The organism is Bifidobacterium sp. UTCIF-1 (assembly GCF_006408915.1).
GTDB lineage: Bacteria > Actinomycetota > Actinomycetes > Actinomycetales > Bifidobacteriaceae > Bifidobacterium > Bifidobacterium reuteri.
Genome location: NZ_JFAG01000006.1, coordinates 1 through 26,006 on the forward strand (window position 1 = coordinate 1; position 26,006 = coordinate 26,006).

Consider the following 26,006-nt stretch of genomic DNA (forward strand, 5'->3'; position numbering starts at 1 on the left):
CCGCTTTACGGTGCTGTCCTGACAAGGGGAGCCAGAGTGAATCGACGCATTTCTGACGCAAGATACTAGTGGTCTGTCTCGCAAATAATTGAGGGATTCAGCTTTTTCTCTCCCCCAGTCAGCTTCGCTGACAGCCCCCTCGTCAGAGGGGGCCGATACCGGCTTGTATGGCTCCCCTTGTCAGGGGAGCTGTCGGCGTAGCCGACTGAGGGGTAGTCGTCAGAGGGGACAGCACCACTCAACCAATTACGAGATGGACCACTAGGTGTATTTCAGTTCGGCGAAGAAAGGGGCCAGGGCCGCGCGCTCCAATGCGCATACGAAAGGGGGCTTCCCGGAACAATCCGGGAAGCCCCCCTTCGGCTTGTAATCGTCAGCCCTTGACGGCGCCAGCCATCACACCCTTGATGATGTACTTCTGGCACACGAGGTAGAAGATGATGATCGGGATGATGGCCAGCACGAGGCAGCCCATCATGGCACCCATATCCACCGAGCCATAACCACCCTTGAGGTACTGGATGGCGATCGACATGGTCTTGAATCGGCGCATGTCCAACGTCAGGTACGGCAGGAGGAAGTCGTTCCAGATCCACATGGCCTGCAGGATGGCGACCGAGATCACGGACGGGCGCATGATCGGCAGCACGATCTGGAAGAAGATGCGCGGCACGGAGGCGCCGTCGATCATTGCGGACTCCTCAAGCTCCTGCGGGATGCCCTTGATTACGCCTGTGAACATGAACACGGCCAGACCGGCGCCGAAGCCCAGATACACGATCCACAGGCCCCACGGAGTGTTCAGGCCGAGCATATCGGCAATCTTGGAGAGGGTGAACATGACCATCTGGAACGGCACGATCATGTTGAACAGGAACAGCAGGTACAGGGACTTCGCGGTGCGGTTGTTCACACGCACGATCCACCATGCGCACATGGAGGTGCACAGCAGGATGAGCAGCACTGCGCCGACCGTGACCACAACGGTCCAGCCGAAGGATTCGATCAGATTGGTGCGCTTGATGCCGCGCGTGTAGTTCTGCAGTCCGACGAACGCCTTGCCGGTCGGAATCGAGAACGCGTTGCGGCTGATGTATGCCTTCTGCTTGAACGAGTTGATCACCACGAGGACGATCGGAAACACCCAAGCCAGCGAGATGATGGTGAACAGCGTGGTCCACAGTACCGGATGCTTGACTTTCTCGCTCATGCGGACACCTCCTTGCTAGTGGTGAGACGGTTCTGGATGATGGCGATCAGCGCCACGATGATGAAGAACACGACGGCCTTCGCCTGGCCGACGCCCTCGAAGCCTGCGCGGCCGTAGAACGTGCGGTAGATGTTCAGGGCCAGCAGCTCGGAGCTGTTGGACGGGGCGCCGTTGGTAAGAGCAAGGTTCTGATCGAACATCTTGAAGCCACCGGTGACGGTCAGGAACGAGCACACGGTGATGGACGGCATCATCAGCGGGATCGTGACCTGGAACAGCGTCTGGGTGTTGGTTGCGCCGTCAACCGCGGCGGCTTCGAGCACGTCGCCCGGAAGCGCCTGCAGGCCGGCGATGTAGATGATCATCATGTAGCCGATTTGCTGCCAGCAGTACAGCATGACCATGCCCCAGAAGCCATACACACCCGAGTAGGTGATCGAACAACCCCAGTGGGCCAGCACGCCGTTGAGCAGCAGCAGCCAGATGTAGCCCAGGATGATGCCACCGATAAGGTTCGGCATGAAGAACACCGAACGGAAGACGTTGGTGCCTGCGAACTTCTTGGTGAGCATGTATGCGATCGCGAATGCGGCCACGTTGATCACGATGGTCGTCACGATTGTGAACAGCACTGTGTACACCAATGCGTTCCAGAACTCCTTGTCCTGCACCGCGTTGACGTAGTTGTCAATGCCGATGAACTGGGCGTCCGTCACCGTGCTGAACTTGCAGAAGCTCAGGTACAGGCCCATGATGAAGGGCACCACGAAACCAATCATGAATGCTGCGAACGTAGGCAGGGCGAACAAAGCCCACCACCTGCGAATCGCTTTGCCAGTCATAGAAATCATGCCAGCCTACTTTCTCCTCCTTGAGCACACCCGCACTACCGCGTGCGAGTGGTCCGAATTTGGGATTGTTCAGTCTCCTTAGTGCTGAATAGCACCAAATCGAACCGGTTTAAGGTTACCATACCACGCGTATGACCGATGGTCAAACGTTGTCATAAAAGGCGTGTCCACCACTCCTTCCTCGCCGTCAAACACCAGAGTGAAATACTGGAAATACTGATTTCTCGGCATTCCCAACGCAGATTAGCACGCATGATAACGTTGTCTTATCGACTGTTCAGCTCGTGGTCGACGCCGTCCGCGTTTATTGTTGTGTCATAGACGTATCTCGCTGCAAAGGAGACCGGCATGGGAACCAACATCAAAGACGTGGCCAACAAGGCCGGCGTTTCCGTCTCCACGGTCTCCCGTGCGTTCACCCGGCCGGAGCTCGTGTCGAAAGCGACACGAGCCAAGGTGCTGGCCATCGCCGAGGAGCTGAACTTCTCGATCTCCCGCTCAGCCATGGTGCTCAAGTCCGGGCGCGCGCTGCGCGTGGCCCTGCTGATGAGCGATCACATCCGCCTATGGTTCAGCGCTTCGATTATCGAAGGACTGAACCAAGTGTTCCATGCGAACGGCTACGACCTGTCGATCTTCCAGATCTCCAGCATTGAGGAGCGCCGCGAGTTCTTCGACATGCTGCCGATACGCCGCAACGCCGACGCCGTGATCGTCGCTTCGTTCGACATCGATACCGACGAGATCAGCCAGTTGGTCACTGTCGGTGTGCCAATCGTCGGCATCAATTGCGTGATGCCGAACACCGGTTTCAACGCTGCGGTCAACATCGACGACGATCAGGGGTCGAAGCTGCTCGCCCGGCACCTTATCGGGCTGGGGCATCGGCGCATCGCGTACGTCCGCACCGATCGTGCCGTGACGCTGCACTTCAGCGTGCAGCAGCGATACGAATCGTTCGCGCAGATATGCGAACAATCCGGTATCGACCTGACCACCATCGTCATCGCGGACGGCGACGACCGCATCAGCCGGGCGACCACCGAGCTGCTCTCGATGGATCGCATGCCGACCGCCATCGCATGCCAAGAAGACGGTATCGCGATTCCGCTCATGTTCCAGCTGGCGCGCACTGGTCTTCGTGTGCCGTTCGACGTGTCCATGGTCGGATACGACGACAGCTTCTACGCCAATGAGGTCGGGCTGACGACCGTGCGGCAGGATCCGATCGCGATGGCGACAAGCGCGGCGCTCAAAGCCCTTGATCTCATCGAGACAGGGAAGACGGCCAAGCCGTTTGAGGTCTTTCCCGCGCAGCTGCTGGTGCGGTCCAGCACGACCGAGGCGAAGGGCTGACGACCAGACACCATCGTAAAAACGGGGTTCCGATATGGTATCGAAACCCCGTTCGTTGATGTTGCGTGGTCATGGGCTGACAGCCGACTGGGGCGATGCTGCTGACGGCGGACGCTGGGTGAACCGTTGAGCGCTCATGACACTGTTGAGTTATGTTGTATTGAGTTGTGCGATTTATGTTGTGCTAGTGTCCTGCGTCGGAAATTCGTTGACGAGTAACTACCCCTCAGTCCCGCTTTGCGGGCCAGCTCCCCTGACAAGGGGAGCCGACGATATAATCAACGAACTTCTGACGCGGCATGCTGGTCGGTTATTGCGCTGGAGTCGGACTCAGGACGCGTGCGCGGCCGAGTACTCCTTGGCCCAGCCGTCCACGAACGCGGTCTTGACCGCATCCCAGCTCTGGGTGCCCTGTGCGTACTCGAGGAGCGCGTTGCCGAGATCGTTCTTCCACTGCTCGGACGGCATCATGGTGAAGTTCCAGCTGACCTGCGTCTTGCCAGACTTCTGATCGGCGACGGCGGCCGCAACCAGCGGATTGTCGGTCTTGACGTCATCGAAGGTCTTGAACGGGGTGGTGAAGCCCATCTCGGTGCTCAGCGCCTCCTTGCCGGTGTCGGAAGTGATGACCCACTTGAGGAACTCGGCGGTGGCCTTCTGGTCGGCCTCGGAGGCCTTGGAGTTGATGCACCAGTAGTTCTCGGAGCCGGTGGCGAGTCCTTCGTCCTTCTCGTCAGGGCCGCCGATGTAGATCGGCATCATGCCCACCTGCTCGGCGGTCATGCCGGCGTTCTGCAGATCGGTCCATGCCCAGGTGCCATTCTGGTAGAAGGCGGCCTCGCCGAGTGCGAACTCGGAGTTCGCGTCATCGCCGGTCTTGGAGCTCAGCTGAGACGGCTCGGTGGTGGAGTCCGTGATGTACAGGTCGAAGATGTTCTTGTAGTTCTCCAGGTAGGTACCCTTGATGGTGGCCGGCTGCTCGGTGACGTTGTCTTCCTTGAACTCGTAGTAGAGCGGCAGGTTGGCCAGGTGGGTCTTGAATCGCCAGTCGGAGCTGGAATCGAAGCCGGCGGACGTGAACGCGCCCTTGATGCCGAGCTCATCCTTGCGGGCCTGCATGTCGTCGGCGACGGCCTTGAGCGTCTTGAAGGAGTCGATATCGTCGATAGACTTGGCCTTCGCGCCGGACAGGCCGAAGTACTTGTTGAGGATGTCCTTGTTGTAGATCAGGGCGTAGGTCTCCATGACGTACGGCACGCCGACGACCTTGTCGCCGTCCTTGAGTGCGACATCCGGGTTCTGCAGCTGCTTGTAGACCTCGGTGTCGGACATGTCCGCCGTGTAGTCCTTCCAGTTGGCGTAGCCGACCGGGCCGTTGACCTGGAACAGGGTGGGGGCGTTGGACTTGGCCATCTCCGACTTGAGCTGCTGCTCGTAGGTGTTGGATGCCGCAGTCTCCACCGTGACCTCCACGCCGGTTTCGTCGGTGTAGGCCTGCGCCAGGTCCTTCCACTGGTCGGCGGCTTCCGGCTTGAAGTTCAGGTAGTAGACCTTGCCGTTGTCCCCGCCATCGGCGTTGGAGTTGGTGTCGCTGCCGCACGCGGCCATGCTGATGGACATGGCTGCCACGGCGAATATCGCTGCTGCGGATTTGATTGTACGATTCATCTTCAACCTTTCCCTAAATGCTGCCGGTCCCATCTTCGTTGAGTCGGCGCCATCGGCACCGTTGCTTCCGGCGACAGAATCTATTATGCACTGTTTCCCAGAAGAATGCAGACGAGTGCAATCCATCTCTCGGCAGAACAGCTAATCCCGGATAGACAAAGTAATCAAAACCGCACATTTTTACCGCTGTTTTCGCCGTTTTACAGACTGCAAGCGATTGCAATAAACGTTTGCAACTGTGTCATTTTTCGCGCGCGACCAAGCTGCGCCCCGCGTGTCGCGGGCATTATTCCGCTCAGAGGCGGCCCAGTGGTTTGTTTCACTAATGATTGAGGATTTCGGTTTTGTGTCTCTCCCCCAGTCAGCTACGCTGCCAGCCCCCTCGTCAGAGGGGGCAACGTGCCGCCACTGTCTGCTTCACGGCAACGGTCCGTCAAAGGAGGCAATGCCACTCAGGCGAATGCAAGACCGATCACTAGTTCGCTTCGTGAATCCTCTGCGCTGCTTCGGCGTCCTTCGCACCAACGCAATGAGGCGGGCGAAGAGCATGGAATCTGCTCCTCGCCCGCCTCGTCTCATCGCGCTCGTCACCGCGGCCAGCGGTACTCGCGATCCGGCAGCGTGGGGAATGCGGCATGCGGCTCGCGCTGATACCAGTACGCGACCGATGCCACGTCGTCCTGCCGCTCGAAGAAGCCGCGATGGCCCACGCCGATCTGCTGCACCGTCACACGCAGGTCGGAACGGAAGCGAATCGGGTCGGGAATGTGCCAGCGATAGAAGCCGCGCATCGGAGGACAGTCGTCGTTGTGGTAATCGTTGTGCACCAGCTCGTCGTGCGCGGAGTAATACGGATATCCCATGTACGGCGTGCAGTAGTTCTGCTCCACGGTCTTCCCGTTCACCTGCTTGGCGAAGCTCCACGAGCCGCCGAAGTAGTCCTCGGTACCGGTGCCGCAGATCGTCGGGTATTCGCGGTCGCCGTCGATATAGAACTTGAACTCGCCTTCGCCCCACCAGTACCGTTCGAGCGTGGTCAGCGCCAGATAGGTACCCACATACTGCCCCGAGCCGCGTACGCCATCGAGCACCACATAATCATTGCCCAGCTCGGTCAGCCGCTGGCGACGCCATTGCGCATGGAAGTAGGCGGTATCGGGTGGCAGCGGATCGTCGTACAGGCTGTAGTCGATCTGATAGAAGAACGCGCCGATTGTGTTCGCATGCTGATTCTCGAGCGTCACCCGCGCGTGCCTGGCGAACGGCATCGGGAAGAACATGTTGAACCCGCGGTTGGGCACCACGGCCACCGGTTCGGAGTTGACGAGGCATGCGCGGCCGAATCCGCAGCAGAAGAAATCGCCGAGCGGGCACTCCACGCTCGGCTCGCTTTCGTCATCCCAGTAGAACCGCAGCACCAGATCACGCAGCACGAAACAGTCGGCGTCCGTGGTCTTTTCGTCGACGGTGATCCAGATATGACGGATGCAGCCGGGGCCGTCGATGTCGGCCAGCGTGACCGTTTCGCCGCTGGGAATGTTGCGCAGGCAGGGGCTGCCCTTGCGCGACGGGCCCAGTTCGCTGGCGGCGATGCCGCCGCGGCCGGGCTCCCCGGTCGGATTCTCCGCGTTGATCGCACGGCTGGACTCGCGCCGCAGGGTCATCAATGAGCCAAGGTCGGCAATCATCGTCAATCTATTCCTTCCATTACGCGAACCATTACGCGAACGGTTCCGGTGCCGCACATGACGCACGACGCCGGAACCGCACTGTGTTGTGGCAGCTATGACGATTGCAGCGATGTCAACTGCTTTGTCCGTGGCTGCCGGTTATCGCATTCGTTGCCTATGCGCGCGCATCACTTGTGCACAGGCGGCAGCATGCCGAAGTTGGACTCGTAGTCGTTCCAGGCGCTGGTCCAATCATCGAGATACGCCTTCTTGACGCCGTTCCAGTCGCCGGTGCCCTGTGCGTATTCGAGCAGTGCGTTGGCCACGCCGTCGGCCCATGCCTGACCGGGAATGTAGGCGCCGTGGATCGGCGTCAGACCATCGGATTCCAGCTTGAGTGCGGACTTGGTGAGCGGGTTGTCCGGTTGGAAGTCTTCGCTGTCGAACGTGGTGAACGGCACGGCGAAGCCCATGTCCTTGGCGAGGATCTTCTTGGCGTCGTCGTTGGTGACCATCCACTTGATGAAGTCGAGCGTCGCCTTCTTGTCCTTCTCGGATGCGTTCTTGTTCACGGACCAGGAGATGTCGTAGATGGAGTTCGCCGCATACTTGCTTTCGTTCGGGAAGCCCATGTAGTACGGCAGCATGGCGAGGTCCTCGTCGGCCACGTCGTTGTCCTTGATCTGCGAGTAGGCCCACACGCCGTTCGGGTAGAACGCCACGCGACCGGTGGAGAACTCGGCGGTGGAATCCTCGTAGTTGACCGAGCCGAGCATGGTGTTCTCGGTCGGGTTGTCCTTCATCTCAAGATCCCACAGGGCCTTGTAGTTGTCGAGGTAGGTGCCCTTGAGCTCCTTCTCGAAGTCTACGCCCTCGTCGATGTACTCGTAGGCGACCGGGACCTGGGTCATGTGCGACGCGTAACGGTAGTAGTTGGAGGCGTCGAGGCCGGGGGTGGAGAAGGCGCCGTCGAGGCCGAGGTCATCCTTGTGCTGCTGGATGCTGTCGGCGACCTTCTTGAGGGTGTCGAAATCCTTGATGTCGTCGAAGGACTTGATGACCGAGTAGCTCTTCTTGGCGTACTCGTTGATGATCTTCTTGTTGGCGATGATGCCGAACTATTCGGCGGCGTACGGCAGGCCGTACACGTCGTCGCCGTCCTTGTGGGCCATCTGCTTGCCCTGCTCGTTGAGCAGCTTGTAGGCTTCGGAGTCCTGCAGCGGCTCGAGGTAGTTCTTGTACTTGGCGTACTGGTCGAAGCCGCCGATGCCGAACATGGTCGGGGCGTTGTTCTTGGCCAGCTCGGACGACAGCGTGGATTCGTAGCTGCCGGAAGTGGCGGACTGGATGTCGACCTGCACGCCGGTTTCCTGGGTGTACATGTCGGCGAGTTCGTTCCACTGGTCGACGACTTCCGGCTTGTTGTTCAGGAAGTAGACATGGCCTGCGTCGCTGTTCGTGCTTGAGCCGCATGCGGCCAGTCCCAGCGTCAATGCTGCGGCGCTGATCAGGGCAATTCCTTTGGACAGCTTTTTCATGGATTCCCTTTCTTCTTCTGCGGCCACGGAGCCGCCTCGCACTTGTGGTTGTACGGGGTGCCGGACTGCATACGTCACCGTTGGTGCAGCCGGTTTTGCTGTAGCGCATTTCGTTATGCGTTGGAGTGGATTATTGGTCCGGCTCAGGTGTTGCCTCGTTGCGTAAGCATGCAGTCGAACCGGTTCGATTTATAGGATATCGAACCGGTTCGCTATCGTCAATCGGGCGTGTTCCAGCGTGTCGCTGTCGAGTTTGTCCGTGGCGTGCAGCGGTGGCGCTGGCGGTGAGGCGGGCGCGGCGCCGCGCGGTCACTGCAGAGCGGGCGCGGCGGCAGTGGTGGCGCGCGGAATCAGCGTGGCTCTTACCGTGGTGACCGTTTCGTTCAACGTCTCGCCCTGCATGAGGGCGAGCAGTTGCTGCGCGGCCAGTCGCGCCATGTGCTGCGGATCCTGATGCAACGTGGTCAGTCCGGCGACTACGGCGGTCGGATGGTCGTCGAATCCGATGATCGACAGGTCTTCGGGGATGTGGATGCCGAGTTGCCGCAGATGCCGCATGATGGCGACCGCCGCTTCGTCGGTTTCGACGCAGATCGCGGTCGGCCGATGCTCGCTGCTGGCGATCCGGCCGGCCATGGCGGCCATGGCCTCGTTTTCGCTCATGGCGTCCATGTCGCTGGATGATGCGAATACGACCGGTTCCGCGTCGGGAACGCATTCGCGCATCGCATGGAGGAAGAAATCCTTGCGCAGATACGAGCTGGCGGGGAACGGCGCAGGTTTCGGATGCGCGACGTATCCGATGTGGCGATGGCCGAGCCGGCGCAGGAATCGTACGGCGTCGTTCATGGCGCGCTTGTTGTCGAGCATCACGGATGCGGGCAGGCGGGAAGCGCTCCGTGCGTCGAGGGCGACCGCGGGGATATGCATGCTGGAAAGCAACGCCGATTCGCTGTCGTCCAGCGAGAATGACGGGAGAATGAACCCATCCATATTGCGTCCGTTACTGGGCAGGTCGGCGAAGAATCCATGCAGTTGCTTCAGGTCGCAGACCCGTACCGGCACAAGATCGTAGCCGTGGGGTTCCAGCGTTTCGAGCACGCCTTCGATGCAGCTCGCGTTGAACCATGACGCAATCGTGCAGCCGAACAGCATGACGACGCGCATGGTTTTGCCGGATGCCAGCGATGATGCGCTGCGGGACAGTGTGAAATCGAGGCGGCGGGCTGCGTCCAGCACGAGTTGCCGGGTGGTCGGCCGGACGCTGTTCATGCCGCGCAATGCGCGCGATACCGTGGCGTCGGAGACTCCTGCGGCTATGGCCACGTCGTGGATTGTCGCCATGATGTCTCCTTTCGCTGTGTGGCGGGCGGTGCAGTACTGTGCGGTGCCGCGCTGCGCAGCACAGTACTGCACCGGATACCGTAGCCGTGCCGGCACCGTCGCAATCGCTGCGACGTACGCCCGTACACATCAATAGCATATATGCATGCGCTTACATTATGTTGTACCACGATGTGCGCGTTGTTAGCGGTCACAGTTTGATTGTGTTTGCAATGGATTGCCGATGTTATCTATTGTTCGCATGTGATGTGGCGCGCAATCAGCGGGCGGTGGTTGACGGTGAAGAATGTAAGCGCTATCATTTCTATGTGTCAAGCGATGCTCGGTTGACACAGTCGGCATCCGGCATCCGGCAGCGCGGCCGCAAGGTCGTACACGGATATGTGCATGGAGGCACGTATCGCATGAGCAAGGAGAGCCATTACAGGGTGGTAATGATGGCGGGAAGAACGTGGAACACCATCGCTAAGGCGATCGGCCTGGTATCGGTGGCGGCGCTCAGCTTTGGAGCATTGACGGCATGTGGCAATACAACCGCGGTCGACAGCAGTAAGGGGCGCGTGTACTACCTGAACAAGAAGGCGGAAGAGCAGGAGAAATGGGAGGCCTTGGCGCAGGCGTTCCAGGACGAGACCGGCATCGAGACGCAGATTCAGCTTTCGGCCACCGACTACGACCAGACGCTGCGTTCCGAAATGGCCAAGGATGAGGCGCCGACCATGTTCCAGGCCGACGGCCCGAGCTTCATGTACAGCTGGCTTGATTATGCCGCTGATATGAGCGACTCCAAGATCTACGGCGAGCTGACCGACAACTACAAGGACCGTACGCTCAAGAACGCCGACGGCAAGCCGGTCGGCATCCCGTACGCGGTGGAAAGCTACGGCATCATCTACAACAAGTCGCTGCTCAAGAAGTACTTCGATGCATCATGGTCATCGGTCAAGTCGATTGACGATCTCAACAACTTCAAGGCGCTCAAGACCGTCTCCGATGAGATCCAGGAGCATAAGGACGACATGGGCGTCAAGGGCGCGTTCACGTCGGCCGGCATGGATTCCTCGGCGTTCCGGTACAACTTCCATCTGCCATCTCTGCCGTTGTTCTACGAGTACCGTGATGACGGCGTCGATATGAACTCCGTGCCGGAATCCGTCAAGGGCACGTATGTCGACTACATGCAGAACATCTACGATCTGTACATCACCGATGCGACGGTGCCGGCCAGTTCGCTTTCCGGCAAGACCATGGATGACGCCACTTCGGAGTTCGCGCTCGGCGAGGCGGTGTTCTTCCAGGACGGCGTATGGATTTACTCCGCATTGCAGGATCAGGGATTCCCGGATGAGGACCTTGGCGTGCTGCCGATCTACATGGGTGTCGACGGCGAGGAGAAGCAGGGCCTCAACCAGGTGATCTCCAACTACTGGTGCGTCAATTCCAAGGCTTCCCAGAAGGATCAGGAGGCGACCCAGCAGTTCCTGGAGTGGCTCGTCACCTCCGATACCGCACGTGAATCCATCTCGCAGGACATGGGCCTGGTGACGCCGTTCAAGACCTTCGACGAGGAGGCGTACACCGTCAAGAACCCATTGGTCGAAGCCAACCGTGAGTACCAGAAGAACGGCTACTACGACGTCATCAGCGTGTCCACTGTGTCCCACCAGTGGGAGAAGGATCTCGGTTCCGCGGAGCTCAACTACGCCCAGGGGCAGGGTGACTGGGATGCGGTGAAGAAGGTCTTCACCGATAACTGGGCCAAGGAATACAAGCTCGCCTTCGCCAAGTAGACGAAGTAAACGACAGGCGATTCGAGGGGTCGCAGCGTGAGGGGCGTCCGGTTCATAGTGCCGGGCGCCCCTCACGCGTTGTTGTGTTGTTGCGAACTGGCTCAGCGCGGCTCGCCGGGCAGCATATGGCCATTTGGCTTCGCTGAACGGCCCGCTGGGTGGCTCAGGTGATGGAGGCCGGGCAACATGTGGCCGTTTGGCTTCACTGAGCGGCTCGGGCGAAGGGAAAAGGCCAGTACGTGTCATGGTGGCTTCGTTGAGCAGGCCCTCAGTGAAGTCGCTGGACGAGAACTGGCCGTCTGACTTCACTGAGCGTCCGACAGCGACGTCAGATGGCCATATGTTGGCCTTTCCACTTCGCACGCAACGCCCCAGCGAAGCCGGCGGGCCATGCACTGGCCTGCTCGCGTCACACGCGACTTTCTGGAGACGCCCGAGGGGCACGCACTGGCCCGCTTGCGTCATACTTGACGTACAGCGAAGCCAAGATGGCCAGCCAATGGCCTGCCCGCGTTACTCGCATTGCCCACTCGCTCGCATCGCATCGTCGGCCGGCACCGGAAGCTCGTTGACGGGATTCCGGTCTGCGCCCACGAGGCGCGCTCGACAACATTTCGGCGCTATTGGTGGTTCATACACTTTTCCAACCGTACAAGTGCGGAGACCGCTGAGACAGCAGCGACTCTATGAGGGGAGCCCCCCATACGGGACTCCCCTCATAGAGTCGCTGCATAGAGTCGCTGCTGCAAGTCAGCGATCATATGAGAATCACATTGCCAGTATTGGCCGGCTGCGAAGCGTCATGCTAGGTGGCTGCGCATGAACCACTGGAACTTCTCGAGCTGCTGGACGTGATCCTGGATGACGTTGGAGCTGATGACGTCCAGCTCGTCCAGCTCGGCGATGGCCTTGCGGTCGTCGGCGATGAAGGCGTCGTAGTACTCGATCAGCGCCTTGAGGTACGCCTCGGTGCCGGCGCGGCCTTCGACGTCGAACGGCTTCCACGTGCGATTGCGCGTAATAGCGTCGGCACGGCCGTCAGGCGTGCCGCCCAGCGTGGCGATACGCTCGGCGGTCTCATCCGCCTGGGCCAGCACGGATTCGACCTCAGGGTCGAGCATCTCGTGCACGGCGATGAAGTTCGGTCCGGTCACATTCCAGTGTGCGTGCTTCAGGACCAGCGCGGCCTCCTGCTCCTGGCTCAGACGGTTCTGCAGAATGGCGATGGCCTTCTCGCTGGCCGCCTCATCGAGGCCCGGCACCACAAATGCAAGTGTCATGATGTTCCTTCCTTTCATCTTCAGGGAACGTCCCTCCCAGTCTACATGCCCTCGTCCGACGGCTGGCCGCGCTGCGGAAGGCCGCCAACTGGTCTTCGGGTCTTTGATCGGGAAGATGGCGCGTTCGGCGTGTCGCCAATGATGGTGCGCCTTATTGGCATTTGCGCTCAGTTGAGAGCTGTTGAGCAAACTGCATTCCACCGTTAAAGGAGAGAGAGGAGAGAGAGGGAGAGAGGATTCTGCAGTTCATTCATGCTCTGTGGAATCGTTGGAAAACGAGATTCACAGGCAGAATGACATGTACAGGGGCAGGAAGCGGCGTATGCCATCCTGACTCATCTGGCGGGGGTGCAGCACGTATTCTTCGCCGGCTCGTTGTGTGAATTTCGCGTGGAACTTGTCTAGGGACACCGTGGAATAGCGCTTGCCGGATTTGACCTCTACAGGGCTGACTCTGGGTTTCATGGCTGCGTCCGGGTAAGGCCGGATGATCAGGAAGTCAATCTCCATGCGTTCCTCGCGGATACTCGAGGATTTTGAGTAGAAATACAGGTCGTGCCCGGATGCGGTGAGCTGCTGAGCGACGGCGTTTTCCGCGAGCATGCCCTCGTTCACGCCGTCCGCTCCCAGCAACACTTGCCGGTACACTTCTGGCAAGGCGGAGCCTGAGGCGGAGAATGCCATGGTAGACAACAGTCCGGTGTCAGCCATGTAGCATTTCACTGTTGCGTCGTCGGCGCTGAGCGCCAGACCAATTGACGGGTCCTCGGCGAGGGTGCATAGGTTGACCGTCGCCGCTTCGCGCATCCAAGAGAAGGCCGTCATGAAATCACGCGATCTCGAGCCGTTCTCGACTTGCGTGTACACCAAGCGCTTCTCGTGCTTCGACAGCTGACCGGGAATTGCGTCGAACACTGCTCGGATTCGTTTAGCCGCCATGCCGCCGTATTTCTCGATATCCTCGCGGTAGATCTTGAGGACCATGCGCTTGGCCCTGTCGGCGGCCGCCATGTCCCTATTCGGGGCGTAGGCCGCGACCGACTGTGGCATGCCTCCCACCAGCACGTATTCGCGCCATAGGCGCGACGCCTTGCGGTGCAGCGAGTCCGGCAAGGGACTCCCCGATGCAAACGAGTTCGTGATCATCTGAGCCAGCGCCTCTTCGCCCATGGCCCACAGAAACTCCTCGAAATCCAGAGGACCCATCTTCATGGACTCTTCCTCGGAGGGAATCAGTATGTCCTTCACGTTTTCGTTAATGGAGATTAGGGATCCCGTCTCTATGAAGTCGTACCGGCCATCGGCGACCAAGTGCTTGATGAACTCGCGGGCTGGTGGGAACAGCTGCACTTCGTCGAAGATGACTAGGGACTTACGTTCGGTCAGGGTCACGCCCAACGTGGCGCTTAGGTACAGGAAGAAGGAGTCGAGATCTCCCCTCGTGTCGAGCAGCGTTCGACGAAACTCGTCTCCCACCTTGGTGAAGTCCACGAGGGCATACGAATTGTATTCATTGCGCGCGAACTCCTCGGCAATGGTGGATTTGCCCACACGGCGGGCCCCCTCGATCAACATGGCGGTGCGGCCTCCGCTTGACCGCTTCCATTCGACCAACTGGTCGTAAGCCTTGCGCCGAAACATGGCTCCTCCCCTATGATTGCACGTTTCTAAGGGATAAGTATAGTACAAGATTGCACGTTTCTAAGGTTTCGCGCGGTGGGTGAATTGCACGTTTCTAAGGGTTAACCTAGTGCCCAGATTGCACGTTTCTAAGGGTTAACGAAATTTCTGTTGGGAACACTTCGCTGGCCGGCTCGTCCTGCAATTATGGACGCGCTACGCGTGGCACCCTGTTGGCTCGCCTATCGGCTCGCACATTGCCTACAAACAGCTCCGCTGTTTGCTTCACGGCAACGTCCTGTTAGGGAGCCGTAATCAACGAATTAATGACGCGGGATACTGGGAAGAGGCCTAGGCGGCGGTGGCACCGGAACCCGTCACAGTATCCGTCTGCGAGGACGCATCGGTGGCGCCGGCCTTGCGGACCTCGATGGTCTCGATACGGCGGCCGTCCACCCTGGTGACAACCATGTCATATCCGCCATCGTCGGAATGCAGCACATCGCCCACGGTACCCATCTTGCCGGTGTGGGCCAGGAAGTATCCGGCCACGGTCTCGTACGGGCCATCCTCCAGCTCGATGCCGGTCAGGTCGGCGAAGTCCTCGATGGTCATGCTGGCCTCGATGGTGGCTACGCCATTGACGAACGCCGTGCGGGTCGTGCGCTCGCCGCCCTTTTCAGTCGGCAGATCGTACTCGTCGCGGATATCGCCCACCAATTCTTCGGTCATATCCTCCAGCGTCACGATGCCATCTGTGCCACCGTACTCATCGATGACCACGGCCAGATGGATGCCGCGTTTGCGCAGCAGTTCCAGCGACGGCAGCAGTTTGGAGGTGCCGGGTAGCGAAATGCCTTCGCGCACCACATCGCGCACGGTCTTCGCCTTCGGGTCGCGCACGTCCAGCAGATCGCGCACGTGCACGAAACCGATAACATCGTCGAAATCCTTGCCGGTCACCGGATAGCGGGAGTAGGGCTGGTCGCGCACGAACGCGGCCGCGTCGGCGAGCGGCTGGTCGGCCTCGATGAACACCACGTCGGCGCGCGGGCGCATCACTTCGGCCACGATGGTTTCGGACGCATCGAACACATCGTCGAGTATCGTGCGTTCGTCCTTGGAGAGATTCGTATTGGAGCTGACTAGCACGCGCAGCTCGTCGTCGGACACCTCGGATTCGGTCTGCTGAGGGTCGAAACCGAGCACGCGCACGATACCGTTCGTGTTCTTGCCGATGAGCCAGATGATCGGACGGCAGATTGTGGCGAACGCGTCGATGGCGGGTACCACGGCGCGCGCAATCTGCTCGGTGCGCTGCATCGCGATGCGCTTGGGCACCATCTCCGAAATCACGATGGAGCAGTAGGAGATAATCAGCGTGAGCACGATGTTCACCAAACCGCCGGCGATGCCGGTTGGCGCACCCCAGCCTTCCACCACGGGAATCAGATATGGGGATATCGAGGAGGCGCCGAACGAGGCGGACAGGAAGCCGCACAGCGTCACGCCGATCTGCACTGTGGAGAGGAAGGTATTCGGATCGCGCGCGATTTTCGCGACTTTCGCGCCGCGCGCATCCTCCTGCTCCATCTGCTCGATCTGCGAACCGCGCAGCGAGACCAGCGCAAGCTCGGTGCCGGAGAACACCGAGCCGAGGAGCAGGAAGATAAAGATCAGAAGCACATTCAAACCAAGTGACATACGCCCAACTCTAGGGGAGTGGGGGGTCAAATACGGGGTTTGCTGGCTCGGCAGGGTTTGCTGGCTGTGCCGTCTATGTGAGGCGTGATGCGCGTAGGCGTGTGTGACGGTGTGAGATAGTATGCAATGGTACGCAATCGTATTACATGGTATAATTTCATGTAATTTAGTGCACAATCATGTAATACGGTACGCAATTGTGGCAGATGGTACGTGTTGTGGACAGGAGTATGGTCGTGGCAATCAATCCCTTCAAACCAACCGCCGGTAAAATGCCGCCGATTCTTATTGGCCGGCAGTCCATTATCGAGGATTTTTCCGAGGCGCTGACCAACGGAGTAGGGGCTCCTGGGCGCATTATGCTGGTCACCGGGCAGCGCGGCTTTGGAAAGACGGTTATGCTCACCGAATTTCGGCGTATCGCCAAAGCGCAGCATTGGGAAGTCATTGGAGAAACGGCGTCCGCAGGGCTGGTCACGAGACTCATAGCGGCATTATCGCCTTCGGGATTGCGCCTGGATCAGGCCAACATCAGTCCTTCCATTGGAATTTCCGGCATTGCTACGGCGAGTTTTGGGCAAGCGCACTTTTCTGCGGAATCCAATCCACTGACGTTGCGCAACGCGTTGAATAAGCAGTTGGGCAGTAAGAAGCTCGGTAAGGGGAAGGGTATTCTCATCACCATCGATGAGACGCAAGCGGCCTCGCATGATGATCTGGTCGCTATTGCCACCGCAGTGCAGCACGTCATTACGGATGCAGATGAAGGCGATACCCCTGATGCGGATAAGAAGGGCGTCGCCATCGTATTCGCCGGCTTGCCGTATATGATCAATGATTTGCTGGATAACGAGGTAACCACATTCTTGCGCCGTGCGCTACGCCGCGAGTTGGATAATGTGCCGCTTCCAGACGTCAAGAATGCGTTCTTGGAGACGGTTGCGGATTCCGGTAAGACCATCAGCGAGGAGGACGCGCTGGAGGCCGCTCGCCAGTCCGAAGGATATCCGTATATGGTGCAGCTCATCGGCTATTACATGTGGCAATCCGCGCAGCGTCGAGGCTCGAATGTCATTACCGCGGACGACGTGTCGACCGGTGTTTCCGATGCGTTGCTCGCCTTCGATGATGCCGTGTGCGCTCCGGCGCTGGACGGCATCACTGGCGCGGAGCGGCTGTTCCTTATGGCGATGGCCAAAGATTCGCCAAACACCACGCAGGTCGGCGATATCACGGATCGTACGCGCAGAAGCCGCAGCTGGGTCAGCAAGTACCGAGCGATTCTCATCAAGGACAAACTTATCCGCCCGGCGGGTCATGGGCAGCTGGAATTTGCGGTGCCGCATTTGGGGCAGTATTTGCAGTCGTTGTAGCTCCACATGAATACAGGGAGCCGGCTCGGCAGTTTGTTTTGTGACGGACGAAGCCGGTAGGCCGAACCGGCCCCAAGTTAGCTCTAAGAGCCTCAGAAACTCAGCACCTCGACGCGGCCGGTGTCGAGCTGGTAGCGCGCGCCCACGATCATGAGCTGTTCGGAGGCCAGCGACTGCCGGATAATCTCGGAGCGCTCCACCAGCATCTCGATGGTGTGGGCCACATGCACGCGCTCGATGTCGTCCAGGCAATCCGCCTCGGCCTGACGTGCCTGCCACACGGAGATGCCGGCCTGACGCAGCACGATGGAATCGGACTGGGCCAGTCGCTCGTCCAGACTGTCCATCAGATCAGCGGTCTCCAGCGAATCATCCGCCTCGGCGGTGATGGCGTGGATCAGGTCGTTCAGTTCGCGCTCCGCCATCTGCAATGCGCCGCAACGGCCGTGGCCGAGCACGCACAGCAGGCTCACATGGAGCTTCTTGACCGCGTATTCGAGGGATGCGATGACCGCGTCGTCGATCATCTGGCCGGCGGTGCGCACGGTGAACAGGTCGCCGAGGCCCTGATCGAAGATGATTTCCGGGGGTACGCGCGAATCCGCGCAGGCGAGCACGGCGGCGTCTGGTTTCTGGCCGTCGGTGAGCATGTTGCGCGTTTCCTTGTCCTGCCACGGATGCTCGGCCTTACCCTCGGCGAAACGCTTATTGCCTTGGAGCATGCGGCTCCAGGTGGCGTTCGCGGTGGACTCGTGCATGCTGCTGGGGAAGGGGGAGGGTGAAGTCTGTGATTCTTCCGGTGATTCCTGAGATCCTTGAGCGAACTGCCCGAAGTCTGCTGCCGACATTGATGCCATGAAACCTCCATGCTTGGGCTTGCTGTTAGCTTCATCATAGTTGGCGATATCGGCAGAAAAGGTGACGAGGTTGTGCCGGGCCAGCCGGTGAAGCGGTGAGGGTTTCGTTTGCGGTTCGGTTGGCAGGGGCCGTTCTGGTGGGCGAGTGCCTGTCTGTCTGTGGTTCGGTTGGCTGACGCTCGGTTGGCGGCTGTCCGGTGACGCAGGGGTGTGCATGGATGGGTATGAGTGGAATGGACGATGGATATGGACATGTTCGGCTGTGAGAATGCTCATAAGGATTATTCGAGCGTGTGCCGCCGCTGCACATTACGATGGAATCGGTAATGCTTTGCGCAGGTTCCGGCCGTGCGGCCGGGGCGGAAAGGCGATTGCGGCGGCGGATTGTTCCATTGGCATCATCCGCCGTCCGACTTGCCTGGCGCAAGGCGAATGGCAATGCCACAGTCGAAAGGACCTGTAATGACGCTGCTGCAGCATGAACTCACTGATTTCAAGGTGAACGCCTTCCAGAACAACGAATTCCACGAGGTGACCAAGGAAGATGTGCTGGGCCACTGGTCCCTGTTCTTCTTCTACCCCGCCGACTTCACCTTCGTGTGCCCGACCGAGCTCGAGGACCTCGCCGCGAACTACGACAAGTTCAAGGAGATCGGCTGCGAGGTGTACTCCGTGTCCACCGACACCCACTTCGTACACAAGGCCTGGCATGACGCCAACGAGAAGATCGCCAAGATCCAGTACCCGATGCTCGCCGACCCGACCGCCGTGCTGGCCAAGGACCTCGACACCTACAACGAGGCCGACGGCATGGCCGAGCGTGGCGACTTCATCGTGAACCCTGAGGGCAAGGTCGTGGCCTATGAGGTCATCTCCTCCAACGTCGGCCGCAACGCCGAAGAGCTGCTGCGCCGCGTGCAGGCCTCCCAGTTCGTCTACGCGCACGGCGACCAGGTCTGCCCCGCCAACTGGACCCCGGGCGAAGAGACCATCGAGCCCAGCCTCGACCTCGTCGGCCAGCTGTGACAAACAGCCCTGTGGGCTGTTTGTAGCAGCGAGCAGCGGTAGCGTTGCGAGCGTCGCAGGGAACGCAAACAGCCGCAATCTCGGCCCCCTCTGACGAGGGGGCTCCCGGCGGAGCCGGGTGGGGGAGAGAAACAGGACGTGAATCTTTCCGGCTGTCTCTCCCCCAGTCCGCTGCGCGATCGCGGACGCGCTACGCGCGCAGCCTGCTGGCTCGCCTGTCGGCTCGCACGTTGCCTACAAACAGCTCTGCTGTTTGCTTCACGGCAACGTCTCGTCAGAGGGGCCTATCATATAAGGAGCTTTTCATGACCGAAACCCAGGACAATCTCTATGACGTCGTCGTCATCGGTGGCGGCCCGGCCGGCCTGACTGCGGGCCTGTACCTCGCCCGCGCCCGCTACCGTGTGCTCATCCTCGAAAAGGACGATTTCGGCGGGCAGATCACCATTACCAACGAAGTCGTGAACTATCCGGGCGTCGGCCGCACCACCGGCCGCGCGCTCACCCAGACCATGCGCCAGCAGGCGCAGGACTTCGGAGCGGAATTCCTCTCCGCCGAGGCCACCGGACTGGACGTCGACGGCGATATCAAGACCGTGCACACGTCGCGCGGCGACCTGAAGACCTTCGGCATCCTCATCGCCACCGGAGCCTCCCCGCGCAAGCTCGGCTTCGAGGGCGAGGCGGAGTACGCCGGCCGCGGCGTGGCCTACTGCGCCACCTGCGACGGCGAGTTCTTCACCGGCAAGGAGGTGCTCGTGGTCGGCGGCGGATTCGCGGCTGCCGAGGAATCCGTGTTCCTCACCAAGTACGCGTCCAAGGTCACCGTGCTCGTTCGCGAACCCGACTTCACCTGCGACGCCGCTGTTGCCGCCGAAGCCAAGAACAATCCGAAGATCGACGTGCGCTACAACGTGGAGCTCAAGGGTGTCACCGCAGGTCAGGGCGGTCTGCGCGAGGCGACCATTCTTGACCGCGCCACGGGCGAAACCGAGACCTGGAAGCCCGCCGATGGCGGTACGTTCGGCGTGTTCGTGTTCGCCGGATACGTGCCCGCTACCCAGCTTGTGCGCGGCGTGGTCGAGCTCGACGACCACGGCTACGTAGTCACCCATGACTATCTGGAGACCTCCGTGCCGGGCGTGTACGCGGCCGGCGACCTGCGCGTCAAGAACCTGCGTCAGGTGGTCACCGCCACCGCCGATGGCGCGATCGCGGCCGTCGAGCTGGAGCGATACGCCAAGTCCATGAGCGAGAAGACCGGCCTGGTGCCGCCGCGCCCCACCGCCTCCGCATACGAGCAGGCCGAAGCCTCGGCCGCCGCGTCCGGTGCTGCAGCGGCCCCCGGCACCTCGCCGGCCCCTGCGCCCGCCAAGCGCAGTGCTGATGCCGCTGCCGCCGCCGCGCAGACGGCGAAGAAGCCCGGCGAGCTGTTCTCCGCCGCCATCAAGCAGCAGCTGGGCGTGGTCTTCGGGCGTATGACCCGCCCGGTCACGCTGGTCCTTGAGCTGGATGACACTCCGCTTTCCTCGGAATTGCAAGGATTCGTGGGGGAGATGGTGGCTTTGTCCGGCGATAAGCTGAACTCGGTGTCTGTGGATGCCGCGGGGCTTATTACTGCGGTGGATGGCGCATCGGCGCCGGCCGGTCTGGTGGTCGGCGAACCGTTGGAGGTCGTGCTGCCGGGTGCCGACTCTGAGACGGGTGCTGGCTCTGCAGCGGGCGCCGGCGATGGTAGCGCCACTGCGTCGCTGCCGCTGTACGGTTCATTGGACGACTCCGGCCGCGCCACGTTCGACCCGGCCGGCGTGCTGCCGCTGGCCCGCCCGGCCGTGCGTCTGTGCGTCGCCGATGCGGAAACGTCGAATCGTCTGACCTTCACCGGCCTCGCCTTCCACGGTGTGCCGTCCGGCCATGAGTTCAACTCGTTCGTGCTGGGCCTGTACAATGCGGCCGGCCCCGGCCAGCCGCTCGGCGACGATCTCAAGGCCCGTGCGGCAGAGATCACGGAGCCGACCGACATCATGATCCTCGTGTCGCTGACCTGCACGATGTGCCCAGAGACCGTACTGTCCGCCCAGCGCATCGCCTCCCTGAACCCGCTGGTGCGTGCCGAAGCCTACGACGTCTCGCACTTCCCGGAGCTCAAGGACCAGTACGGTGCGATGAGCGTGCCCTGCATCGTCATCAACCGCGGCTCCGGTGCCGGCGCTGAGGGCGAAGGTGGCGAGACCGAGCAGACGGTCGAGCAGAAAGTCGAGTTCGGCAAGAAGAGCATCCCCCAGATGCTCGAGCTCGTCGGTGCTTGACGGATCCATAACTTCAGCAGCAACGATTCTGCCATGGCCAGGGCGGGATTGGCGTAATAGCGCCAGCCCAAGCCGGCCATGGCAGAATCGTTGCTGGTTGCTCGGCATCTGTCCATCATTTCGCATTTCGCCGCGCGGCAAGTATGGGCGGCATGGGAGGCGCAGGGACAGAGGACGCCGGTAAAGCCTGCAACTGCGCAACGGGTTGTCAGTTGCCGTTATGCCCTCAGGACTATCTTTGCTATTTCAGGCATCCGCAGGACTGACGGGGGACCAGCGTGGTGTCGATGAGCTGCAGGTCGGGGGTGTTTTGGGGGTCAAGCGCGGCCTGGAACATGCGCTCGGCTAGGGCGGTGGCATCCTGCTGCACGACGGTGAGGGCAGGCCAGCTGAACTGTGAGTCGATGGTGCCGTCAAAGGAGACGATGGCGATGTCCTCGGGAATGCGTACGTGCCGTTCATGCAGCGCTCGCAATGCGCCGATCGCCTCAAGATCGGAATCCGCGAAAATCGCATCGGGCCGGTGGGGTCGCGCTCGGTATCCGGAGCGTGGCTGGCGTCCCCGGGCGTGCGTGTCCCGCGATGCCGGCCCGAAACGGTGAGGCTGGTTGAAATCGTCAAAGTCTGACGTGTCCACAAGCGCTCACATCACACTGTAGGAGGTCACTCGCGCGATGGGCGCGATGTGGACTCCCGCAAATCCCGGACTTCCTTCCTTGCGGTTTTCTCCTTCTCGTATGGCAGGAAGCCCGGGTTTTCATATGGCAAGGCCGCGTGTTATGCGCATGCTGTATTGGTCTGCCACCGTTTCAATGAGGAAAGGTACAGGAAGGTACACACTATGGGTATATCCAGAAATAAGCTGGTGCCAGGGCTGGTAGGCTTGGCTGCCAGCGCGGCGATTGTTCTGCCGCTGGGCATAGGAATGCCGGTCAGCTCGGCGACGGCGGAGGAGGCCGCGCCGGTACAGACGCTGAATGTTGATTACGGCACGACGACCGGCGATTTCTATGGCGGCTCGTCCGGCATGCTGTACGGCCTGGGCGATGAGGGTTCGCCCACGGACGCCATCCTCGATGGCGCTCGCGTGCAAGTAACTTCGCAGAAGCCCGCCGATGGTCTGCAGCACCCCAGCGCCGACGTGCTGGCGGTGGAGAACCAGTTCTTCAACAACGGCGGCGAGGAGCTGGTGGTCAACCTTCAGGATTGGTACCCGGACTGGTCCTACAACGGCGGCAAACGCCCCGGCGATACGCGCTCCTACAAGTTGGACGTGGATCCCAATGATGCGCAGTATGGCACTTACACGGACAACGCCCCCAACGATCGCTGGGACTTCGACGAAGTGCTCGAAGTGGTGATGAACAAGATTCTGGCCAACACCTCTCACCCGGACAAGATCGTGTTCATGCCGTTCAACGAGCCGGATGGCGGCAACTGGTATCCCTCTGGCGATAACGCCCACGCTGATATCTACAAGCAATTCCTCACCGACTGGAATGATGCCTACGCCACGATTCAGAAGGTGTGGAACCAGTACAAGTCCGGCGAGAAAACCAATGTGAACGGCGTCAAGCCGACCGCCGACCATGCGCTGATTGCCGGGCCCGGCGACAGTGTGTGGCGTGCGAACCGCACCAAGGCTCTGCTGGAAAGCTCCAAAGCCGCCAACACCTTGCCCGACGTGATCGTCTGGCACGAACTCGGCAACGGTTCACTGAAGAACTATCGCAGCCACTATAACCAGTACCGCAGCTTCGAACAGGAGCTCGGCATCACGCCGCGCGCCATCAACATCTCCGAATTCGGCGAACTGCGTGATATGTCCGTGCCCGGTCAGCTGATCCAATGGATGAGCATGTTCGAGAGCACCAAGGTACAGGCGCAGACCGCGTACTGGAACTACGCCGGCAATCTCAACGACAATATGGCTCGGGCCAACTCGGCCAACGGCGGTTGGTGGCTGTACAAGTGGTACGGCGATTTGCGCGGCACGCAGACCGTCAAGGTGACCAGCGAACACCCTGATAGCGTGGATAACCTGCAGGGCGTGGCTGCCATCGATGCCACGAACCGCAAGGCGACCGTGCTGTACGGCGGTGCCAATGATGCCACCAAGATCGGCGCGAATATTCCGGTCACCGTGCACATGACCGGGCTGGATCAGTCGGTGTTCGGCGAGAGCGTGGATGTTCAGGTGCGTGAGAACGCCTACACCGGCCCGGACGGTGTTGCCGCAACCCCGCGCGTGGTGAACGTGCTGAGCGATCAGAAGCTTGTCAATGGCACGCTTGACGTGACCACCACCAGCATCGATCGCTACGCTGGCTATCAGCTTGTGGTGACGCCTCATCAGGACGTTGCCACTGTGCTGGACAACGCCGAAAACGGTCGCTCGCTGCAGGCCATCGAAGCCGAGAACACCACGCTGTCTGACGGTGCCAAGGCATATACGAAGAGCGACAATACCGGTTCCTGGGGCAACTTCATGTTCTCCGGCAATGGGGATGTCGGCAATTTCAATAACGGCGCCAAGATGACGTGGAATGTGGACGTGCCGGCTGACGGCTCCTACCGTCTGCAGCTCATTACCGCTCCGGCCGGCTTCCCGGGCGTCAATCATGTGTACGTCGACGGCAAATCGGTTGGTGATCTGAATGTGCCTGCCGAGCTGGCGCTGAAGGAGGCCGCCAAGTGGAAGTATCGCGGTAGTGCGGAAATCGTGCTGGACGGTCTGACCAAGGGCAAGCACGCCATTACGGTGGAGGCCACTGATCTGGACAATGAATCGGACAAGCTGCTGCTCTACCAGGTCTCCCGTGGTGACAGTACGCCGGTCGATCAGGTGACCTACCCAGCCTCAGACATGCGCTTGGATTCCGGCGCGGTACTGGCTTATGACGGCAACGGCACGAACGGATTCGCCGACCTCAATGGTGGTCGTGCGGATGTCTTCGCCCACGCGTGGGAGGCCGGCTACCAGAACGTGACGATTGCCTACAATGCCGCCAAGGGTGCTCACTTCGTCTTGTCCGTGAACGGACAGAGCGCGGCCGATGTCACCGCCCAATCGGACGGCGCGCAGACTTCGACCGTGCGCGTGGCATTCTCCGAAGGCATTAACCAGCTCACCCTGTCCGGTGAGGCGGGGGTGCGTGTGGCGAGTGTCACCACCGCGCGTGCATCGGAGTCGGATTCCAAGGCGATTCGCTTCGAGGCCGAGGACGCACAGTTGAGCGGCGGTGCCAAGGTCCAGAAGGATGATGCCTCAGACGCCAGCGGTAAGTCGTTCGTCACTGGATTGGGGAACCAGTTCGTGACCAACGAAAGCGGCAAGGCCGGCTACGGCGACCAGACTCGTGTTGAAGCCGATGCCAACCACGTGCCCACCGTCGTGCAGAACAACAAGGGCACAATGACCGTGACTGGTGTGCCGGCCGGCACGTACAACATGGTGGTGCGTTTCTCCAATGATGCGTTCATCGGCAGCCACTCCTACAACCCGCAGGTCGTGGATTTGGGGCTTCAGGTGCATGAGGGCGAACAGGAGATTGCTCGTGGCTCGTTCCGATACACCTACACCGAGAAGCACTTCATGAACCGTTCGGTGACCGTGACCACTCATGGCGGCGCGCTGACCCTCGGCAACTGGGACGAAGTCGGCTCGCGCAAGGCGGCGGTCTCGTGGGGCGTCGCGCCGAACGTGGATTCCATCACGTTCTACCCGATTGCGGACGGTAATGTGATCGACTCCGTGAGCGGTGTGACGGTGAGCGGCGAAGGCGTTTCCGCCGATGGCAAGGCCTCGCTCAAGGTGGGGGAGACGCTGTCGCTGAACGCCTCGGTCACTCCCGATTCCGTTGCAGACAAGTCCGTGCAGTGGACTTCGTCCGACGAGCAGGTTGCGACGGTTGACGAGCATGGCGCGGTCAAGGGCGTAAAAGCCGGTACGGTGACCATCACCGCCACTTCCGTGGCCGACCCCGCGCGCAGCGGTTCCGTTGAGGTGACGGTTGTTGAGGATTCGGAACAGAAGCCCTCGGGTGGCGACAACAACGGCGAGCAGACCGGCAAGCCAGATGGAAACACTGGCGGTCAGAACTCTGATTCCGGTGCGGGCGCCAACTCTGGCAATAACCAGAAGCATATGCCGCTCACCGGTGCTGCCGTGGCATCTGTGGCAGGTGCCGCAGTGCTGCTGGCTGGCGCGGGTCTGCTGCTCAAGAGGCTGCGTAGCCGTAGCTGATTGCAGATTTGGCCGGGGCTGTTTTCCCCCAGTCAGCCTGCGCCCGACAGCTCCCCTCAAGGTGTCCCCTCAAGGGGAGCTGTCGTTTTTGCTCTGTATTATGCGTTAGCGTTGGTCCTTCCACTATAACTAGCGCGGAACAATGGTTTGACTCACACATTTCT

16 protein-coding genes and 1 pseudogene are annotated in these 26,006 nt (G+C 60.5%); 6 read left to right on the forward strand and 11 right to left on the reverse strand.

Going from position 1 to position 26,006, the window contains the following annotated elements; all coding sequences use genetic code 11:
* Positions 1-373: 373 nt before the first annotated feature.
* The gene (locus BW09_RS03830) at positions 374-1,210 is read right to left on the reverse strand and encodes a carbohydrate ABC transporter permease (protein WP_140463478.1); all 837 of its coding nucleotides are present in this window, start codon (positions 1,208-1,210) and stop codon (positions 374-376) included.
* A complete protein-coding gene (locus BW09_RS03835) occupies positions 1,207-2,061 on the reverse strand; it encodes a carbohydrate ABC transporter permease (RefSeq protein WP_140463480.1) in 855 nt (284 codons plus the stop codon). Before BW09_RS03835 ends, BW09_RS03830 begins: the two co-directional genes overlap by 4 nt.
* Before the next feature lie 348 nt (positions 2,062-2,409).
* Between BW09_RS03835 and BW09_RS03840 the strand changes: the two genes are divergently transcribed.
* On the forward strand, positions 2,410-3,417 hold the full coding sequence (locus tag BW09_RS03840; protein WP_140463482.1) for a LacI family DNA-binding transcriptional regulator: 1,008 nt from the start codon (positions 2,410-2,412) through the stop codon (positions 3,415-3,417).
* 330 nt (positions 3,418-3,747) lie between these two features.
* On the opposite strand, the gene BW09_RS03845 is transcribed toward BW09_RS03840, so the two are convergent.
* From BW09_RS03845 to BW09_RS03860, 4 genes and pseudogenes are all read right to left on the reverse strand, one after another.
* Entirely contained in the window at positions 3,748-5,085 is a 1,338-nt protein-coding gene (locus tag BW09_RS03845; protein WP_140463484.1) for an ABC transporter substrate-binding protein, read from the reverse strand.
* A 587-nt stretch (positions 5,086-5,672) separates the two neighbouring features.
* Positions 5,673-6,773: a glycoside hydrolase family 172 protein gene (locus tag BW09_RS03850; protein ID WP_140463486.1), complete on the reverse strand. Its 1,101-nt coding sequence runs from the start codon at positions 6,771-6,773 to the stop codon at positions 5,673-5,675.
* A 170-nt stretch (positions 6,774-6,943) separates the two neighbouring features.
* A pseudogene (locus BW09_RS03855) lies at positions 6,944-8,293 on the reverse strand (ABC transporter substrate-binding protein).
* Positions 8,294-8,602: 309 nt separating this feature from the next.
* The gene (locus tag BW09_RS03860; protein ID WP_140463488.1) at positions 8,603-9,637 is read right to left on the reverse strand and encodes a LacI family DNA-binding transcriptional regulator; all 1,035 of its coding nucleotides are present in this window, start codon (positions 9,635-9,637) and stop codon (positions 8,603-8,605) included.
* A 404-nt stretch (positions 9,638-10,041) separates the two neighbouring features.
* Between BW09_RS03860 and BW09_RS03865 the strand changes: the two genes are divergently transcribed.
* Positions 10,042-11,427: an ABC transporter substrate-binding protein gene (locus BW09_RS03865; RefSeq protein ID WP_140463491.1), complete on the forward strand. Its 1,386-nt coding sequence runs from the start codon at positions 10,042-10,044 to the stop codon at positions 11,425-11,427.
* A gap of 800 nt (positions 11,428-12,227) precedes the next feature.
* Here the strand turns inward: BW09_RS03865 and BW09_RS03870 are convergent.
* The 3 genes from BW09_RS03870 to BW09_RS03880 all read right to left on the reverse strand — a co-directional run bounded on the left by BW09_RS03870 (position 12,228) and on the right by BW09_RS03880 (position 16,031).
* Positions 12,228-12,707: a Dps family protein gene (locus tag BW09_RS03870; protein ID WP_044089218.1), complete on the reverse strand. Its 480-nt coding sequence runs from the start codon at positions 12,705-12,707 to the stop codon at positions 12,228-12,230.
* Positions 12,708-12,989: 282 nt separating this feature from the next.
* On the reverse strand, positions 12,990-14,348 hold the full coding sequence (locus BW09_RS03875) for an ATP-binding protein (protein ID WP_140463493.1): 1,359 nt from the start codon (positions 14,346-14,348) through the stop codon (positions 12,990-12,992).
* A gap of 330 nt (positions 14,349-14,678) precedes the next feature.
* The gene (locus tag BW09_RS03880) at positions 14,679-16,031 is read right to left on the reverse strand and encodes a hemolysin family protein (protein WP_181161768.1); all 1,353 of its coding nucleotides are present in this window, start codon (positions 16,029-16,031) and stop codon (positions 14,679-14,681) included.
* Positions 16,032-16,267: 236 nt separating this feature from the next.
* Here BW09_RS03880 and BW09_RS03885 point away from each other — a divergent pair, with 236 nt between their 5' ends.
* Positions 16,268-17,404: an ATP-binding protein gene (locus tag BW09_RS03885; protein ID WP_140463496.1), complete on the forward strand. Its 1,137-nt coding sequence runs from the start codon at positions 16,268-16,270 to the stop codon at positions 17,402-17,404.
* Between the two features lie 92 nt (positions 17,405-17,496).
* Here the strand turns inward: BW09_RS03885 and BW09_RS03890 are convergent, their stop codons facing one another.
* On the reverse strand, positions 17,497-18,162 hold the full coding sequence (locus tag BW09_RS03890; RefSeq protein ID WP_258184988.1) for a carbonic anhydrase: 666 nt from the start codon (positions 18,160-18,162) through the stop codon (positions 17,497-17,499).
* Between the two features lie 561 nt (positions 18,163-18,723).
* Here BW09_RS03890 and ahpC point away from each other — a divergent pair.
* A complete protein-coding gene (ahpC, locus tag BW09_RS03895; protein WP_044089211.1) occupies positions 18,724-19,287 on the forward strand; it encodes an alkyl hydroperoxide reductase subunit C in 564 nt (187 codons plus the stop codon).
* Between the two features lie 305 nt (positions 19,288-19,592).
* Positions 19,593-21,596: an FAD-dependent oxidoreductase gene (locus BW09_RS03900; RefSeq protein ID WP_044089210.1), complete on the forward strand. Its 2,004-nt coding sequence runs from the start codon at positions 19,593-19,595 to the stop codon at positions 21,594-21,596.
* A gap of 241 nt (positions 21,597-21,837) precedes the next feature.
* Here BW09_RS03900 and BW09_RS03905 read toward each other — a convergent pair whose 3' ends face one another.
* Positions 21,838-22,233: a substrate-binding domain-containing protein gene (locus BW09_RS03905; protein ID WP_140463498.1), complete on the reverse strand. Its 396-nt coding sequence runs from the start codon at positions 22,231-22,233 to the stop codon at positions 21,838-21,840.
* A gap of 204 nt (positions 22,234-22,437) precedes the next feature.
* Here BW09_RS03905 and BW09_RS03910 point away from each other — a divergent pair, with 204 nt between their 5' ends.
* Positions 22,438-25,842 carry an Ig-like domain-containing protein gene (locus BW09_RS03910; protein ID WP_140463500.1) on the forward strand — a complete coding sequence of 1,135 codons (3,405 nt, stop codon included), beginning with the start codon at positions 22,438-22,440 and terminating at the stop codon, positions 25,840-25,842.
* Positions 25,843-26,006 lie beyond the last annotated feature (164 nt).

Excerpts from the sequence above, each read along its gene's own strand:
- BW09_RS03830 (WP_140463478.1), bottom strand. The coding sequence starts at position 1,210 with ATGAGCGAGAAAGTCAAGCATCCGGTACTGTGGACCACGCTGTTCACC.
- BW09_RS03835 (WP_140463480.1), bottom strand. The coding sequence starts at position 2,061 with ATGATTTCTATGACTGGCAAAGCGATTCGCAGGTGGTGGGCTTTGTTC.
- BW09_RS03840 (WP_140463482.1), top strand. The coding sequence starts at position 2,410 with ATGGGAACCAACATCAAAGACGTGGCCAACAAGGCCGGCGTTTCCGTC.
- BW09_RS03845 (WP_140463484.1), bottom strand. The coding sequence starts at position 5,085 with ATGAATCGTACAATCAAATCCGCAGCAGCGATATTCGCCGTGGCAGCC.
- BW09_RS03850 (WP_140463486.1), bottom strand. The coding sequence starts at position 6,773 with ATGATTGCCGACCTTGGCTCATTGATGACCCTGCGGCGCGAGTCCAGC.
- BW09_RS03860 (WP_140463488.1), bottom strand. The coding sequence starts at position 9,637 with ATGGCGACAATCCACGACGTGGCCATAGCCGCAGGAGTCTCCGACGCC.
- BW09_RS03865 (WP_140463491.1), top strand. The coding sequence starts at position 10,042 with ATGAGCAAGGAGAGCCATTACAGGGTGGTAATGATGGCGGGAAGAACG.
- BW09_RS03870 (WP_044089218.1), bottom strand. The coding sequence starts at position 12,707 with ATGACACTTGCATTTGTGGTGCCGGGCCTCGATGAGGCGGCCAGCGAG.
- BW09_RS03875 (WP_140463493.1), bottom strand. The coding sequence starts at position 14,348 with ATGTTTCGGCGCAAGGCTTACGACCAGTTGGTCGAATGGAAGCGGTCA.
- BW09_RS03880 (WP_181161768.1), bottom strand. The coding sequence starts at position 16,031 with ATGTCACTTGGTTTGAATGTGCTTCTGATCTTTATCTTCCTGCTCCTC.
- BW09_RS03890 (WP_258184988.1), bottom strand. The coding sequence starts at position 18,162 with ATGCACGAGTCCACCGCGAACGCCACCTGGAGCCGCATGCTCCAAGGC.
- ahpC (WP_044089211.1), top strand. The coding sequence starts at position 18,724 with ATGACGCTGCTGCAGCATGAACTCACTGATTTCAAGGTGAACGCCTTC.
- BW09_RS03900 (WP_044089210.1), top strand. The coding sequence starts at position 19,593 with ATGACCGAAACCCAGGACAATCTCTATGACGTCGTCGTCATCGGTGGC.
- BW09_RS03910 (WP_140463500.1), top strand. The coding sequence starts at position 22,438 with ATGGGTATATCCAGAAATAAGCTGGTGCCAGGGCTGGTAGGCTTGGCT.